The sequence below is a fragment of the Streptomyces sp. NPDC007095 genome (assembly GCF_040634475.1).
Taxonomy (GTDB): domain Bacteria; phylum Actinomycetota; class Actinomycetes; order Streptomycetales; family Streptomycetaceae; genus Streptomyces.
Map to the genome: position 1 here is coordinate 25,366 of NZ_JBEYFS010000026.1, position 16,131 is coordinate 41,496.

At 70.3% G+C, this 16,131-nt stretch carries 14 protein-coding genes and 1 riboswitch; of the genes, 11 read left to right on the forward strand and 3 right to left on the reverse strand.

Going from position 1 to position 16,131, the window contains the following annotated elements; translation table 11 throughout:
- Positions 1-6 precede the first annotated feature (6 nt).
- Positions 7-477, reverse strand: a complete 471-nt coding sequence (locus tag ABZ656_RS11885) for a Fur family transcriptional regulator (RefSeq protein WP_360266983.1) — start codon at positions 475-477, stop codon at positions 7-9.
- A 253-nt stretch (positions 478-730) separates the two neighbouring features.
- Here ABZ656_RS11885 and ABZ656_RS11890 point away from each other — a divergent pair, with 253 nt between their 5' ends.
- From ABZ656_RS11890 to ABZ656_RS11905, 4 genes are all read left to right on the forward strand, one after another.
- The gene (locus ABZ656_RS11890) at positions 731-2,245 is read left to right on the forward strand and encodes a Y4yA family PLP-dependent enzyme (protein ID WP_360267102.1); all 1,515 of its coding nucleotides are present in this window, start codon (positions 731-733) and stop codon (positions 2,243-2,245) included.
- Positions 2,242-3,567 carry a pyridoxal-phosphate dependent enzyme gene (locus ABZ656_RS11895; RefSeq protein WP_360266986.1) on the forward strand — a complete coding sequence of 442 codons (1,326 nt, stop codon included), beginning with the start codon at positions 2,242-2,244 and terminating at the stop codon, positions 3,565-3,567. The genes ABZ656_RS11890 and ABZ656_RS11895 overlap by 4 nt, the downstream gene beginning before the upstream one ends.
- 4 nt (positions 3,568-3,571) lie before the next feature.
- Entirely contained in the window at positions 3,572-4,768 is a 1,197-nt protein-coding gene (locus ABZ656_RS11900) for an aminotransferase class V-fold PLP-dependent enzyme (protein WP_360266989.1), read from the forward strand.
- A gap of 114 nt (positions 4,769-4,882) precedes the next feature.
- Entirely contained in the window at positions 4,883-5,653 is a 771-nt protein-coding gene (locus ABZ656_RS11905; RefSeq protein WP_360266992.1) for a class I SAM-dependent methyltransferase, read from the forward strand.
- Positions 5,654-6,408: 755 nt separating this feature from the next.
- On the opposite strand, the gene ABZ656_RS11910 is transcribed toward ABZ656_RS11905, so the two are convergent.
- Together ABZ656_RS11910 and ABZ656_RS11915 are read right to left on the reverse strand one after the other, a co-directional pair.
- A complete protein-coding gene (locus ABZ656_RS11910; RefSeq protein ID WP_360266995.1) occupies positions 6,409-7,380 on the reverse strand; it encodes a ferritin-like protein in 972 nt (323 codons plus the stop codon).
- Between the two features lie 412 nt (positions 7,381-7,792).
- Positions 7,793-8,011, reverse strand: a complete 219-nt coding sequence (locus ABZ656_RS11915) for a hypothetical protein (protein WP_360266998.1) — start codon at positions 8,009-8,011, stop codon at positions 7,793-7,795.
- Between the two features lie 80 nt (positions 8,012-8,091).
- A riboswitch (cobalamin riboswitch) is annotated at positions 8,092-8,295 on the forward strand.
- Between the two features lie 27 nt (positions 8,296-8,322).
- Between ABZ656_RS11915 and ABZ656_RS11920 the strand changes: the two genes are divergently transcribed.
- The 7 genes from ABZ656_RS11920 to ABZ656_RS11950 all read left to right on the forward strand — a co-directional run bounded on the left by ABZ656_RS11920 (position 8,323) and on the right by ABZ656_RS11950 (position 16,111).
- A complete protein-coding gene (locus tag ABZ656_RS11920) occupies positions 8,323-9,414 on the forward strand; it encodes a HoxN/HupN/NixA family nickel/cobalt transporter (protein ID WP_360267001.1) in 1,092 nt (363 codons plus the stop codon).
- Positions 9,415-10,265: 851 nt separating this feature from the next.
- A complete protein-coding gene (locus tag ABZ656_RS11925; protein ID WP_360267105.1) occupies positions 10,266-11,012 on the forward strand; it encodes a YcnI family protein in 747 nt (248 codons plus the stop codon).
- 365 nt (positions 11,013-11,377) lie between these two features.
- Entirely contained in the window at positions 11,378-11,629 is a 252-nt protein-coding gene (locus ABZ656_RS11930) for a hypothetical protein (protein ID WP_360267004.1), read from the forward strand.
- On the forward strand, positions 11,629-13,917 hold the full coding sequence (locus tag ABZ656_RS11935; protein ID WP_360267007.1) for a heavy metal translocating P-type ATPase: 2,289 nt from the start codon (positions 11,629-11,631) through the stop codon (positions 13,915-13,917). Before ABZ656_RS11930 ends, ABZ656_RS11935 begins: the two co-directional genes overlap by 1 nt.
- Complete coding sequence (locus tag ABZ656_RS11940) at positions 13,914-14,456, forward strand: copper chaperone PCu(A)C (RefSeq protein ID WP_360267010.1); 543 nt, start codon at positions 13,914-13,916, stop codon at positions 14,454-14,456. Before ABZ656_RS11935 ends, ABZ656_RS11940 begins: the two co-directional genes overlap by 4 nt.
- 134 nt (positions 14,457-14,590) lie before the next feature.
- Complete coding sequence (locus ABZ656_RS11945) at positions 14,591-15,286, forward strand: hypothetical protein (RefSeq protein ID WP_360267013.1); 696 nt, start codon at positions 14,591-14,593, stop codon at positions 15,284-15,286.
- Between the two features lie 225 nt (positions 15,287-15,511).
- On the forward strand, positions 15,512-16,111 hold the full coding sequence (locus ABZ656_RS11950) for a sigma-70 family RNA polymerase sigma factor (protein WP_360267016.1): 600 nt from the start codon (positions 15,512-15,514) through the stop codon (positions 16,109-16,111).
- Positions 16,112-16,131: the final 20 nt, after the last annotated feature.

A 16,131-nucleotide genomic window follows, 5' to 3' on the forward strand; every position in this document is an offset into this window, starting at 1 on the left:
TCTCCTTCAACTCGCCCAGTCGCGGGCTTGGTTCCGGCTGTCGGGGCGTACGGGCTCCCAGGGGCATGGCTGTGGTGCTCCTTCGTGGGTGGCGGGTTGGCAGTCGGCACAGATGCCGCTGAGTTCGACGGTGTGTTCCACCGAGGCGAAGCCGGTGTCGGAGGCGACGCGTCCAGCCCACTGCTCGACGACCTCGGAGTCCACGGGCCGACTGCGGCCGCAGCAGCGGCAGATCAGGTAGTGGCGGTGCCCGTCGGCCGGCCGCTGCCGGTAGAGCCGTTCCCCGCCGTCGTCGCGTACGACGTCCGCACCGCCGGATGCCTCCAGCTCACGCAGCGCCCGGTAGACGGTGGTGAGGCCGATCGTGTGGGTGCCGGCGACCAGCAGGGCGTGCAACTCCTGGGCCGACACGAAGTCCTGGCAGCCCGCGAGTATCCGCAGGACTGCCATCCGCTGCCGGGTTGTCCGGCCGCCCACGGCAGATCACCTCCAGCTTGTGCTCGCCGCATCGGTACCCCATGACCGTAAGTGAAAATGACATCCATGTCCATATGAACGAGGAATCATGTGTCGCTGAAGATGAGTGCCTTCGGAATCGAGCATCTTGGGCGGATCTTGGGCTTAAAGGAGCCTGTAATAGGAAATGACTACCCTCGAACGTTCGGTGCAACAACTGTCGGTGCCCGGCAGGGGTGGCTCTCGACCGCCGAGAGTCGCCGTCGGCCGGTGCATGGGGGAGGGGCCCTGCGTGGCTGTGCCGTTGTATCTCCAGCCGCGGCTGGAGCCGCCCCTCGCATCCCTGCTGGACGATCCGCTGTTCCTGCACTCGCTCGTGGACGCGCTTGGTTCACCGCTCAATGTGCTGCTTCCCGACCGCATCGCCGAGAACGCCGAGCGCTTCCGTTCCGTCTACCGCAAGCATCACCTGACGGGCCGGGTGTTCTTCGCGCACAAGGCCAATCGTTCCAGTGCCTTCGTGCGGCGACTCGCAGCGACCGATCCTGCCGAGGTAGGCGTCGACGTGGCCTCGCTCGGCGAACTCCAGCACGCCCTCGGCGCCGGATTCACCCCCGGCAGAGTCATGGCGACCGGCCCCAAGACCCCGGAGTTCCTGTGGCTGGCGGCCCGGGCCGGGGCGGCCGTGAACGTCGACTCGAGCGCCGAGCTGGGGCAACTGGCCGATCTCGTCCGGAAATACGCGCTGCCCCGGGTCGAAGTCCTGCTGAGACTGTCCGAGTTCGTCTCGGCGGACGCCGGGACCGGGGTGAAGGTGCTCTCCCGGAGCAGCCGCTTCGGATCGCCGGCGGGAGAAGTGAGTGCGCTGCTGGACACGGTCGAGCGGCACCGGGACGCCGTGGAGCTGATCGGCTTCGCGTACCACCTGGACACGACCGGACTCGCCGAGAAGGCCCTCGCCCTGGAGCGCTGTGTCATGGTCATGGACGAGTGCCACGCCATGGGGTTCGCGCCACGCGTCATCGACATCGGCGGCGGCTTCGGGGTCGGCTATGTCGCCGACGCGGGCCAGTGGGAGCGCTACACCACCGAGCTGACGAACGCGGTGCTGGGCACCCGCCCCGCTCTGACCTGGCAGGGCCACGGTTACGGCTTGCGCAACGAGGGCGGCACGCTGCGCGGCGCCCTCGGGCTGTATCCGGCCCATCGCCCGTCGGCCGGTCCCGGCTATCTCGACGAACTCCTCTCCCTGCCGGCACCGTCCCTGGGCCGCCCCCTGGGCACCCTGCTCCTCGAACACCTCTATGAGCTGTACACCGAACCGGGGCGTGCCCTTGTCGACCAGTGCGGGCTCACGTTGGCACGGGTGCTCGACGTACGCCCCGCGGGCGCGGGCACGGGCTCCGGGGGCCACCTGGTGCGACTCGGCCTCAACGCCGGGGACGTGAGCCTGGAGGAACACGGTGTCCTGGTGGACCCCGTACTGCTCCCGCGTACGGAGGGCGGGGATGAGGGCGAGGGCCCTGTCGGTGTCCATCTTGTCGGCAACCTCTGTCTGGAGGGCGACCTGATCACCCGGCGGACGGTCTTCCTGCCCCGGCTGCCGCGCATCGGCGACCTGCTGGCCTTCGCGAACACCGCGGGCTACGCGATGGACTTCCACGCCCACTCCGCGCAGCGGCAGCCCGTCGCGCGCACCGTCGCCGTCCTGCGGGACGGCGGCTCGTGGCGCTGGTGTCTGGACGAGGAGTACTGGCCGATCACAACTCCGGGGGGACCGGTGTCATGAGGTACGACAGCATCACGGAGGCCATCGGCAACACCCCGCTCGTCCGCATCGACCCCGCCGTGCACGGCCTGCGCCACATCGACCTGTACGCGAAGCTGGAGATGCTCAACCCCTTCGGCTCGGTCAAGGACCGCTCCGCCTGGAACATGGCACGCCCGGGGCTGGCCGGCGCGGCCGAGCGCGGAGAGACCGTCGTCGAGCTGTCCAGCGGGAACACGGCGAAGGCACTGGCCCTCCTCGCGGGCATGCACGGCCTGCGGTTCAAGAGCGTCACCAACCGGATGCGGGTGCCGGAAATCAAGGAGCTGCTTCTGCTGCTCGGCGCGGAGATCGAGGAACTGCCCGGGCAGAGCGAGTGCCTCGACCCGACCGACACCGAGGACCCGCTGACCCGCTTCCACCAGGCGCTCGCCGAACCGCAGAGCACGTATCTGCACACCGACCAGTACTTCAACCCGCGCAACACCGAGGCGCATGTGGCGGGTACCGGTCCGGAGATCGTGAAGGACCTGGACGGCCGGGCACCGGACTGGTTCATCGCCTGCGTCGGCACGGCAGGCTCGTCCACCGGTGTGGCCAGGGTGCTGCGCGAGCACGACCCGGACGTGCAGGTCGTCGGCCTGGTCGCCCACAAGTCGGACTTCATCCCCGGCATCCGCACCATCGACGAGGTCCACCAGGTCGGACTCTTCGACCCGGCCACCTACGACACGATCGCGTCGGTGACCGCCGACGAGGCACTCGACGGGATGCTCACCCTGATCCGCCGCTGCGGCCTGCTCACCGGACCCACGGGAGGCGCCGCCTACCACGGCGCCGTACGCCATCTCCATACCGTGGACGCGGACTCGACGGAGCGCCGGACGGCCGTCTTCATCGTCTGCGACCGGGCCGAGAGCTATCTGAGCTACGTACGTCAGCGGCGGCCGGAGCTGTTCGGCAGGCCGGCCCCGAAGAACTCCGCCCACACCCTCACCGACGCCGAGGTGCGCGCGGAGGCCACCGTCATCGACACCGAAGGCGCCCGGCGATGGCTCGCGAGCGAACACCCCCCGCTCGTCGTCGATCTGCGGGGCCCGCACGCCTACGCCGCACTGCACATCGACGGCTCGGTCAACATCGTCGACGAGCTCTTCGATGAACTCGTCCGGACCGGGCTCCCCTTCAGCAAGAACCGGCCGGTGCTGCTGGCCTGCCCGGTCGGAGAGAAGTCCACCCGCTACGCCGCGCTGCTGACCCGCATGGGCCATCCCGATGTCCGCAGCCTGTCCGGCGGCATCGTGGCCTGGCGCGACGCAGGCGCTCCGCTGGTACGGGACTGACGCCATGCCCCTGGAGGAGATCGCGGAGCTGGCGGCCTGGCAGCGAGACCTGCGGGTGCAGTTCCCCATCATCACCGCGCACCCGGAACTGGCCTACCTCGACAGCGCGGCCACCGCACAGAAGCCGAGGGCCGTGCTCGACGCCGTACAGACCTATCTGACGACGGCGAACGCCAACGCCGGACGAGGCACCTATCCCTGGGCCAACCGCACGACGGAGCTGGTGGAACGCACCCGCCGGCGCGTCAAGGAGTTCCTCGGCGATCACGATCCGGACGGACCGTCCGCCGTCCACCTCACCAGCGGCACCACCGAAGGACTGCGGATTGTCGCCCGCGACTGGCTCACCGACCACCTCACCGACGGCGACGAGATCCTCGTCCCCTTCGCCGACCACCGAGCGAACCTGGACCCGTGGCTGGAGGCGCAGCAGACGCTGGCCGACCGGGGCGTGGCCGTACGCGTGCGGGAACTGCCCTACCAGGAAGCGTCCGGCGACTACGACCACAGGGCACTGGCCCAGAACGTCGGCCCGCGCACCCGCTTCGTCGCCGCCACCCACCTCCACCATGTCTACGGCGGCGACATGAACGTGCACCGCATCCGCGAGGCCGTCGGCCCGGACGTACCGATCTGCCTGGACGCAGCGCAGAGCATCGGCCACCTTCCGGTCTCCGTGACCGACCTCGACGTGGACTTCATGGTCTTCTCCGGACACAAGGCGCTCGCCCTGCCCGGCTCCGGGGCGATCTGGGCCAGGAACGCACGCGGACCCGTACTCCGTCCCGGCGGCTGGGACGGCACACCGAACACCGTGGGCTGCGCCGCCCTGGAGGCAGCGCTCGACTGGCTGGACGGGGCCGGCACGGACCGGATCGCCCGCTGGAGCGTCGCCCTCACCTCCCGCCTGACCGAGGGACTCCGACACCTCGCGCCCTACGAGATCCTGGGCTGCAGACACAGCCTGGCCGCCGACTCCACCGCCCAGCGGCGCCACGGCATCGTCACCTTCCGCCACCGCGACATCCCCTCCGACGACCTCGGCTTCATCCTGTTCAGCCACGGCTTCATGGTCCGGGCCGATGGCCTGTGCCAGGCGGGCGCGGACAAGGCGGAGGGTTCCGTACGGGTCAGCGTCCATGTGTACAACACAGAAGAGGAAATCGACCGGTTGCTCGCCGTGCTCGCGACGTTGGGCTGAATGCCAGCGAGACGCCAATGGAAACCGTTTCCATCTTATAGGTTGGCGCCGCGATGGTGCGTGACGCGCGAGGCGCGAGACGCGTGGTGCGAGACGACAGAGGTGGCGCGACGGATGGGCGTGAGCATGGCGACGGCCAGGCTGTGGGTGGAGCGCTGGGAGCGGCAGCAGGAGCGGTACGCCGTCGATCGCGAGGAGCGGTTCACCGTGATCTGCGATGTGGTGGAGCACGTCACGGCAGGCCGGACGAGACCTCTCCTCCTCGACCTGGGCTGCGGGCCCGGGTCGCTGTCCGCCCGGCTGGCCGAACGCCTGCCGGACGCGGAGATCGTCGCCGTGGACATGGACCCGCTGCTCCTGGAGCTGGGCCGTACGCACCACCCGGGCGCCGCCCGCTACGTGGACACGGTGATCGGGAGCGACGGATGGACCCATGACCTCGTTCTGAACCGCCCCCTGGACGCGGTCGTCTCGACCACCGCCCTCCACTACCTCGCCGAGCCGACCCTCGTGCGTACCTACCGACGTCTGGCGGCGCTCCTGCGTCCCGACGGCGCCTTCGTCAACGGCGACCATTTCCCCCAGGGCGGCCCGCACTGCTCGCACCTCACCGCACATGTGGGACGCCGCCGGGCGGAACGGCTGCGGGCCTTCGAGCACGAGGACTGGGAAACCTGGTGGAAAGCGGCGGCTCAGGACCCCGAACTGGCCGATCTGTTCGCCGAGCGCGGGCAGCGGCAGTCGGCGCACGGCAATGAGGGCGGAAACGACAACGGCCTGACGCTGGCCCGCCATATCGAGCTGCTGCGGCAAGCGGGACTTCAACGGATCACCCCGGTCTGGCAGTTCGGCGACAGTCACGTCCTCGTCGCGGTCAAGGACTGACCGCCGATCTCGGTGCCGGCGAAACCAGTACGTCGAATCCGTGGCGCGGCGCTGAACCTCAGGGGCGGCCGGTGGTCGCAGCCACGGCATTTCCCGCCCCGGCAGCTGCCTCGCGGGATCGTCCGGAACGGATACCGCTCTCGACGACGCAGGAGGTCCATGACCGATCATGGGACCTTGATTTCCGGTGCTTCCGGCAGGAAATGTTCGCCGGGGCGCCGCCCACGTGGCTCGGTTACGAGCGCCTCGTGCCCGCCACGTCCGTGAGGCAGCCTGGAAGTCTTGTCTTGTCAGGGGCGTGCCAAACTGAGGAAGTGACCCCTGCTGCGCACGTCGGACTACACCGCCCCACCGACGCCAGCGCCGACCTGGCCGGGGCCGGCTTCCTCACGTCTTTCCCGTACATCTCCTGTGCGTCAGCCGAAGGATTGAGCCCTCTAGAGGAATAGCGCAAGGGCCCTGCACAGACGTAACGCACGTGCCACATCGCTGACATGACGCACAGCCACAACGCGCCGCGGACGATGCACCGCGCTGCCAGCGGAACGTTCAGTGTCCGCCGGTCCTCCTGGACTCACCGCGGGCTCCGGCGGGGCTTCTGCGCGCAGCGGCTACGACGGGACGCAGTGTCCGGCGCGGGCACCGGCGTACTCTGGCTTGCCGCTTTCGAGGACGCGGAGCAAGGACGCAGTCACGATACGCGTCGTATGGCCGATCCGTAGGACACGGCACGGGAACTCCCCGACCGGCGTGGGTCATCCGCGGGGGCGGAACTGAGGGCCATAGGTCTCCTTGGCGCCGGTGATGGGCATCTCCATCAGGTCCACGGCAGGAGCCTCCAGTCTGCGCATACGCCGCACAGCCGTCCTGAGACTGTGGGGGTCGCCTTCGCCCCACGCCGTGTCGAGCGCTTCCAGAACTGCGGTGTACGTGCTGTCGAAGTCTTCCAGGAGCCGCCGGGCCTCGGCGGGCGGCCGGCTCCAGCCGCCCGTCGGGACCATGGACATGGGCCGTGTGTCGGGGAAGGGGACCGGTGCTCCGGTGAACTGCCACTTGCCGCCGGTCTCACGCAGTTGCCGGCCGTGGTAGATCTCGGCGAAGGCGTAGTAGTGCGCCATGTGGCCGTCGCCCAGGCCGTCGGCCGGGGAGACCGAGGTGCCTTCCCCCTGGTCCTTGATGATCTCGATCGAGCGCTCGATGTCCTCCAGGGTCTTGGCGGGTCTGAGTGTGTCCTCACCGATGCGTTCGTGCATCTGCCGGTCGACGGAAAGATCGGGTGCCACCACCCGGAACGCCTTCAGCAGTTCGTCGTAGAAGTGGCCGATGCTGAGGGGTTCACGCGCGCTGTCGGTCAGTGGCGCCGCAGGCGCCTCGATGGCCATCATCACGTCCCGCACGAGTGCCTTGGTCAAGCCCGACAGGTACACGTCGACCCCTGGATGCACCCCGCCCGGCAACGGACCCGGGTAGACCGGTGCCGACTCCCTGATCCGCGGGCGGCCTCCCAACCCCACCAGCAGATTGCAGACGATGCCGAGGTGGTACATCTCGTCGGAGACGATGCGCCGGATCAGCTGGGCGGCATCACACTTGCGGTTCTTGATGGACCACCAGCCGCACAGATAGGGCGGGATGGTGGAGAACTCGATTTCCACGGCCACCTGAAGGGCCGATCTGAGCCAGTCGACGCCGCGGTTCTTCTCCGGGACGGCGACCAGGCGGGCCACGGTCCCGTGTTGCGGTGGGGCGTACCGTTCGGGCTCCGAACGCCGGGGGCTGTGAGTGCAAGCGGCCACCGAGACCGGTGGGCCCGCCGCCAGTGCAGCCGACGTCAGCAGGCTGCGACGCCGAACAGGAACACCGGCCGCTTCCTCGGGAATTCCATTCGCCTTCGCCACGGCCGCCTCCGCACCCGCCGGTGATCCCGGCATCGCCCTCGAACCAGGTGCGCGAAGCTAGCAGCCTCGCCCGGTCTCTCCGTGGCGCCTGCAGCGCACGACGCGCCTCACCACGCCATCGGTCCAGGGCCGGGAACCAAGCGGCCATCGGCCCCGACTACATACAAATTGAGGTGACCGGGATTCGCGGGACGGCTCCCGTTTCGGACCGGCCCTGCGGGCTGGGGCACAGCGGAGTCGTTCATGCCGGTCGCGATCGCCAGGTCCGACGTACGGCGAGGGGGCCTGTCTGCCGCGGGGCCATGAAGAGGGGAGGGCGGAGAGGCCAGGAGAGCGGGGAGAAACGCTCGGCCCAGGGGGGCAGGATGCGGCCGGGCTCGCCGATGGTGTCGATGACATGGCAGATCCGGTGTCCGTCGATGAGGCGGTGGTGGGAGTGCTCGGCGGGAACGAGGCACACGGGGACCTCCTCTCGTGTGGCCCGATGTGATCTTGGATACCTGCGTGGCGGCGCAGCTGTGCAGCCGTGCGTGTTGGCCCGTACGGTGGGCAAGCCGTGGTGTTCGGGAAGACCGGTGACAGCCCTTCGCGGGGTTCAGACCGGAGCGGCCCTCGCCACTGTGATCGGGGAGTATCCATCCCAGTTGTGCACGGTCACTGTTCGCCGCCCGGCGGACGGGAAGGCCGGGACGGACACGCACGCACCCGTAAGCCAGGAGACCGGCCACGGCACTTCACGAGGTGATCCACGAGGTGCTGGAGCGTGATCGTATGACCCTGCCCACCGAGTCCACACACTTTCGCTGGAGGCGCGAGGACACCGTCCGTACCGCCGGGCTGCTGGTGGTGATCGCCGCGCTGCACGTCGTGGCGTTCGGCATCCTGTTCCTGCTGGTCGTGCCGGGGCACTACGAGGTCGGTTCCAAGGCGTTCGGGCTCGGCCTAGGGGTGACCGCGTACACGCTGGGCATGCGGCACGCGTTCGACGCCGATCACATCGCCGCGATCGACAACACCACCCGCAAGCTGATGGCCGACGGCAAGCGGCCGGTGTCGGTCGGCTTCTGGTTCGCGCTCGGTCACTCCAGCGTGGTGGTCGCCATGGCGGCCCTGGTCGCGGGAGGCGCACAGCTCGCCGGCACACTGCTCAACGACGACTCCCGTACCCACCAGACTCTCGGGGTCGTCGGCACGACTGTCTCTGGGACCTTCCTCTACCTCATCGCGGCGCTCAACCTCGTGGCGCTCGCCGGCATTCTGCGGGTCTTCCGGGCGATGCGATCGGGGACGTACGACGAGGCCGCTCTGGAACAGCACCTGGACTCGCGCGGGTTCATGAACCGTGTCCTGGGCCGCTTCACCAGGTCGATCACCCGGCCCGGGCAGATGTTCCCCCTGGGTTTCCTGTTCGGTCTCGGCTTCGACACCGCGACCGAGGTCACCCTGATGGTGATGGCGGGCAGCGGTGCCGCGGCCGGGCTGCCGTGGTACGCGATCCTGTGCCTGCCGCTGCTGTTCGCCGCAGGGATGAGCCTGTTCGACACGCTCGACGGCACCTTCATGAACTTCGCCTACCAGTGGGCGTTCTCCAACCCGGTGCGCAAGGTCTTCTACAACCTCACCATCACCGGCCTGTCCATCGCCGTCGCCTTCCTGATCGGCACCATCGAACTGGTCGGGGTGCTGCACGAGAAGCTCGATCTGCGCGACGCGGTGACCGGCTGGATCGCCGGGCTGGACCTGGACAACGTGGGCTATGTCATCGTCGGCCTCTTCGTCGTCGTCTGGGCGGCGGCGCTGGCGTACTGGCGGCTGGCCAGGGTGGAACAGCGGTGGTCCGCCCGTCTCGGAGCGGGTGGCTGACACTCGACGCGTGATCCATCCTCACGCCGCCTGTCCGGGTCGGCGAAGAGCAGGGACGCCGTGCTTGCGACCTCTTCGTCGCTGCGGCCTCTGCGCGAGAGCCGGGAACCGGACGGCGCCTGCATCCGACTCCTGAGAGGAGGGCAGGCCGAGCCGGACAGGGCGCACTGGTGGTGCTCACGGCCCAGGCGAGGGAGAAGGTCCCTCGGCCGCATGGCAGCATCGGGGGCATGAGTGCGTCCCCGGCGGTACGGAGCCTGCGCGCGGCGGTGTTCGCCGCGCTGTGCGTGCTGCTCGCCGCCGGGGGGCACACGCTGGCGACCGGTGTGGCACCGCTCGTGTGGGTGCAGGGCATTGGGCTCGTGCCGGTCTTCGCGGCCGGGTATCTGCTGGGCGGCCGGGAGCGGTCGCTCGCGGCCATCGGTGGCGGGACGCTCACCGCCCAGGGCGGACTGCACCTCGTGTTCGGCGCCGCAGGGCCGCACACCACGATGGTCATGCACGGCATGCATATGTCCTCCACTCACGCCCTGACCCCGCACGCCACCGCCGCTCATGCCGGTGCGGCACTCGTGCTGACATGGTGGCTGCGGTGCGGGGAGGCCGCGCTGTGGTCGCTGCTGCGCCGAACCGCCGTGCTGGTTCCGGGCCTGGTGGCCTGGTGGCGGGTGAGCGGCGGGTGCCCATTCGTGCCGGACGCCGGGGAGGCTGGACGGCCTCGCGGCGGGGAACCGTGGCGAGTGCGGCGTGTCCTCCTGCGGCACGCGGTGCAGCGGCGCGGTCCGCCGCCGGGACCTGGTACCCGAGCTGACCCCGGCACACTCCTTCCAGTCACGGAGATCGACCCACCCATGTCCCGAGTACGCACCACGCTGCGCCGCGCCGGCACCGTCACGGCCCTGGCCGCCTTTGGAGTCCTGGCCGCCGCGGGCATCGCGTCCGCGCACGTCACCGTCCACCCCGACAGCTACGCCAAGGGTGCCACCGACGGCGTCCTGACCTTCCGGGTCCCCAATGAGGAGGACACCGCCTCCACCACCAAGGTGCAGGTCTTCCTGCCCACCGACCACCCCGTCCTCGGCGTCCTCGTCTCCCCAGGGGACGGCTGGACGGCCAAGGTCACGAACACGAAGCTCAAGACACCGGTCAAGACCGACGACGGCACCATCACGGACGCGGTGTCCGAGATCACCTGGACCGGCGGCAAGATCGACCCCGGGCACTTCGAGGACTTCGATGTGGCCTTCGGCCAGCTTCCCGAGGACACGGACCAGCTGACCTTCAAGACTCTCCAGACGTACTCCGACGGCAAGACCGTCCGCTGGATCGAGGAGGCGGCGAAGGGTGACGAGGAGCCGGAGAACCCGGCGCCGGTCCTCAAGCTCACAGCCAAAGACGCACAGGACCTGGGAAGCGGTGCTTCGGCCACCTCGTCGGCGGCCCAGAAGGGCTCCGACAGCTCCGACTCGACCGTGGCCGGCAGCGACTCGACGGCCCGTGAGCTCGGTGTCGCCGGGTTGATCGTGGGTGTGCTGGGCCTGGCCGCGGCGGCCTTCGCCATCGTGCGCAGCCGCTCCGGCGGATCTCGGCCCGAGTGAGGGTGGTGTGCTCTGCCGACGGTGACCCGTCGGCAGAGCACACGTCCGCCGAGCGGTCATCCTTCTTGGGGCGTACGCCAAAAGGCGTGCCGGAACTCGGACCTTGCTCTGTCCGACTCCTCCAACGCGTGACGGACCCGACTGCCTGTCGAGGGGCTCCCGGGTGCGCCTGCCCGTGTCCCGTATCCGTGGCCGCCGCCCGCGCCTGCGGCTCCCGCTCCGCGGGTTTCGGTGGTGTCAGCGATTGTGAGGCAAGTCACGATTAGGTCCCGGAACTTGTCTCTCCGTCGATCCGACAACTGGAACGGTACGGCTACAACTGCCATCACCTGCACGACGGTTCGATGCGACCAGGAAGGCCGGGCATGGCCGATATTCCGTTGTCACCCCGCTCCACCGGTGCGACCCGCCGCAGACTGCTGCCGCCTCCGGCGCTCTGCGGATTCCTGATCCTGCTGGTGCTGCTGTTCTCGGTGTCCTATGCCGTCGGGTCGGCGGCGGGGCCGGTGGCGCCCGGCATGCACGGCACCGGAAGAACCGGGGGCAGCGGCGGGAGCGGTGGGAATGGCGGGGGCATGGACGACATGCCCGGGATGAGCCATGGGAGCGGTGAGTGATGGCGGTCGAACCGACGGCGAGCCTGGTCGTCACGGACATCACCGTGGGCGGGATGACCTGCGCGGCCTGTGTGCGGCGGGTGGAGAAGAAGCTCGGCAAGCTGGAGGGCGTCACGGCCACGGTCAACCTGGCCACGGGGCTCGCCCGGGTCAGCCATCCGGCCGATGTCGCGCCCGAGGCCCTCGTCACCGCGGTCGAACAGGCCGGGTACCAGGCCGCACTGCCTGCGAGTGAGGACGGCGAGGACTCCGGGGCGGTGGACGAGGACGAGGCCGAGTCCCGGCGCGAGCGGGAACGGATCACGGTCACCGCGCTGCTGGCCGTGCCGGTGCTGGTGCTGTCGATGGTGCCGGTCCTGCAGTTCCGCAACTGGCAGTGGCTGTGTTTCGTACTGGCCGCCCCGGTGGCGGTGTGGAGCGCCTGGCCCTTCCACCTCAGGGCGCTGCGCGGGCTGCGTCACTCCACGGCCACCATGGACACCCTCGTCTCGCTGGGGGTCGTGGCGTCGTTCTCGTGGTCGGTGTACGCGCTGTTCCTGGGCGGGGCGGGCGAGTCCGGGATGCGGATGTCGTTCAGCCTCCTGCCTGCCGCGTCGGAGGGCATGGCGCACCTGTATCTGGAAGCGGCCGTGAGCGTCCCGCTGTTCGTGCTGACCGGGCGGTTCCTCGAGGGACGGGCCCGGCGGGGGACCGGGGCGGCGCTGCGGTCGCTCGCCGAGCTGGCGGCCAAGAAGGTGTCGGTACGGGACGAGCTCGGCGAGCGGTCCATTCCCATCGGGCAGCTGTGCGTAGGGCAGGTCTTCGTGGTGCGCCCGGGTGAGCGGGTCGCGACCGACGGGCGGGTGACGCAGGGTACCTCCGCCGTGGATTTGTCCCTGGTCACCGGCGAGAGTGAGCCCGTGGAAGTGAGCCCCGGCTCGGCTCTGGTCGGCGGTGCCGTCAACGCCGGTGGACTGCTTCTCGTCGAGGCCACGGCGGTCGGCGCGGACACCCAGTTGGCGCGGATCACCCGCCTCGTCACGGAGGCGCAGGCCGGCAAGGCGCGGGCACAGCGGCTGGCCGACGCGGTCGCCGGAGTGTTCGTACCCGTCGTCCTCGCCATCGCGGTGACCGTCCTCGGGTTCTGGCTGGGTGCCGGGGCCGATCTGCAGGCGGCCCTAACGGCCTGTGTGGCCGTTCTCGTCGTGGCCTGCCCCTGCGCGCTGGGGCTGGCGACACCGACCGCCCTGATGGCCGCGACCGGGCGTGGGGCGCAGTTGGGCGTGCTGGTGAGAGGGCCGCAGACGCTGGAGGCCCTTCAGCATGTGGACACGGTCGTCCTGGACAAGACCGGCACGCTGACCACCGGTCACATGACGGTGGCCAAGGTCACCGCGCTGCCGGGCACCCTCGGGCAGGAGACGGTGGTGCGGCTGGCCGGGGCCGTGGAGCAGGGCTCCGAGCACCCGATCGGGCGGGCGATCACCGCGTACGCGCGCCGTACGGGGGACGACGAACCGCTGCCGGACGTCACGGACTTCGCCGCAGTCCCCGGGTACGGGATCAGCGGTTGTGTGGACGGTGTTGTGATCGAGGTGGGCGCGCCGGACGGCAAGCTGCCGCGCGCGCTGGCCAAAGCGCTGACCGCGGCGGAGCAGGCCGCGCACACACCGGTTCTGGTGCGGGTGGACGGCCGGGCGAAGGCGCTGATCGCCGTCGGTGACGTGGTGCGCCCCGGCAGCTACCGGGCGGTGGACCGGCTGCGTCGGCTCGGCATCCGCCCGGTGCTGGCCACCGGCGACCGCAAAGCGCCTGCCGAGGCCGTCGCAGCCGCGCTCGGCATCGACGAGGTGCACGCCCGCTGCACCCCCGAGGACAAAGCCGCCCTCGTACGGGAGCTGAAGCTGGAGGGCGCACGGGTCGCGGTGGTCGGCGACGGTGTGAACGACGCCGCAGCGCTCGCCGGCGCCGATCTGGGCATCGCCATGGGCAGCGGCACCGACGTGGCCATCGGCGCGGCCGATCTGACCCTGGCCCGCGGAGACATCGAGGCCCTTGTCGACGCGGTCCGGCTGGCCCGGCGCACTCTGGGCACGATCCGGGCCAACCTGGCATGGGCCTTCGGCTACAACGTCGTCACCGTGCCGCTCGCCATGGTCGGCCTGCTCGACCCCATGGTCGCCGCCGCGGCGATGTCGGTGAGCTCCGTGCTCGTGGTGGCGAACAGCCTGCGGCTGCGCAGCTGGCAGCCGTCTCCGGCCCGTGGCCGGGCGCACGGGACGCGCGGTGGGAAGGCCGGTGTGCGATGAGGCGGATCAAGGATCGGCTCTCCTCACCGAGGGGCTTCGACCGGCGGCGGCTGCGGGACGGCACGCTCGCAGTCCTGGTGCCCGTCGCGGCGTGCAGTGTGGCGTTGGCGGGGCTGACCACCTGGGTCGGCACGGGCAGGGCCGGCAGCCCGGCGCGTATCCGCGTCACGGAGGGGCGGGTCCTGCTGCCGTCCGCCGGAGTCCCGGACACGGCGGCGTTCTTCCGCATCGCCAACGAAGGCGGCTCCGCCGACGCACTCGTCCGGATCACCGCCCGTGACGTCCCCGGCGACGTCACACTCTCCCGGCACCGCATGAAACAGGGCAACGCGGCCTACCGGTCCGCCATCGACTCCGTCTCCGTCACGGCGGGCGACAGCCTCGCCATGTCGCCGAGCGGGATCGACCTGACGGTGCCCGCGCCCTCGCACGCGTGGCGTTCGGGTGATCTCGTGCCGTTCACCCTGGAATTCCGACGCAGCGGCCCGGTCAGAGTCCTGGCCGTGGTGGTGCGACCGGGTACGGTGTCGCTGCAGTAGTCGTCCCCTGCGCTCCCTGAGTTCCCGTGCGTCTGCTGTGAGTTGTGTCACCTCCTTGTCGGTGAGTCGGAGGATGGGGGATCCTACGTACCCCCTGACGACGATCGGACCCCGGGTGCGAGGATGAGCGGGCTATGACTGTCCCAGGGTGGTGCCGCACAGCGCGGGCCGGCGTGTTCGCCGCCGCCTGCGTGCTGCTCGCCGCCCTCGGTCACGCGACCATGTCGGGAACCCCCGTCCCCTGGTGGGCCATGGCCGCGGGAGCGATCGGGACCGGCGTGGCAGGCTGGCTGCTCGCCGGGGACGAACGCGGCCGCACGTCGATCGTCGCGGTCGTGACTGCTGCCCAGGCGGTGCTCCACGAGACCTTCTCGCTGGCGCAGTCGTCGGCGTCCGGCCCCACGGCCATGCCCCACACCCGTCCCTCGGTGGGCGCGAGCACCATGGGCATGGGCTCCACGGGCGGGATGGACATGGGGTCGGCCGGCCACACGGTCCACGGCATGGCCGGCCTCGACCATATGCACGTCATGCACGATATGGCCGGCACGAGCGGTGCGGCCTCGGTCGGCATGTTCGCCGCGCACCTCTTGGCCGCGGTCCTGTGCGGGCTGTGGCTCGCCTACGGCGAGCGGGCCGTCTTCCGCGTTCTCCGGGCGGCGGCGGCCTGGCTGGCGGTCCCTCTGCGGCTGCTCGGGGCCCTGCCCACGCCGTTCCGCCGCCCTGACGTACACAGGCGCCGTGCTGTCGACGCTCCGGCCCCGGTGCGTCTGCTTCTGTGCTGTTCGCTCACCTTCCGGGGGCCGCCCGTGGGTGCCGCTGTCCGCTGAGACAGCCGGATCCACCGGAGCCCCTTTGTCCTCTCGTCCTGCGGTGTTCTCGCGCGCAGATGTGCCTAGCTCCTCTGCTCGGCACACCCACGCGCCGCCGCGAGCGGACTGTTCCTGACGGGCTCCGGGCATCGCCCTACCTCTGCGTACGGGCGCACCCATGCGCCGGTGAGCCATACCCCTGTGCGGGCCTGGCCCCGGAAGACCCGAGAAGGACATCACGAGATGATCTCTGTCATGCCCGCACGGGCGGATCGTGCCTCCATGGACGCGTCGGCGACCACGTGGGCGCTGGCCGCCCGCGGCGGAGACCCCGACGCGGCCGAGCACTTCGTCCGCGCCCTGCACGGTGACGTGCTGCGTTACGTGGCTCACCTCAGCGGTGATCCCCAGACCGCCCGCGACCTGACCCAGGACACCTTCGCGCGGGCGTTCGGCAGCCTGCACCGTTACGAAGGCCGGGCCTCGGCCCGTACCTGGCTGCTGTCGATCGCGCGCCGCGCGGTCGCCGACAGCCTGCGTCGCGCCGCGGTCCGCCCCAGGATCGCGGACGCCGTCGACTGGCAGACGGCGGTGGAGGGCACCCAGCCCCGCGACCTGCCGGGCTTCGACGACGGTATTGCCCTGCTCGACCTCCTGGAGACCCTGCCCGACGAACGCAGGGAGGCGTTCCTGCTGACCCAGGTGGTCGGGTTGTCGTACGAGGAGGCGGCCGGTTTCGTCGGCTGTCCTGTCGGCACGGTCCGCTCCCGCGTGTCCCGAGCCCGCGTAACCCTCGAACGGCTGCTGCAGGAGGCCGAGGCTGCGAGCGCCCTCGCTGCCTGACGCCTTTCGGCGCTGTGAGC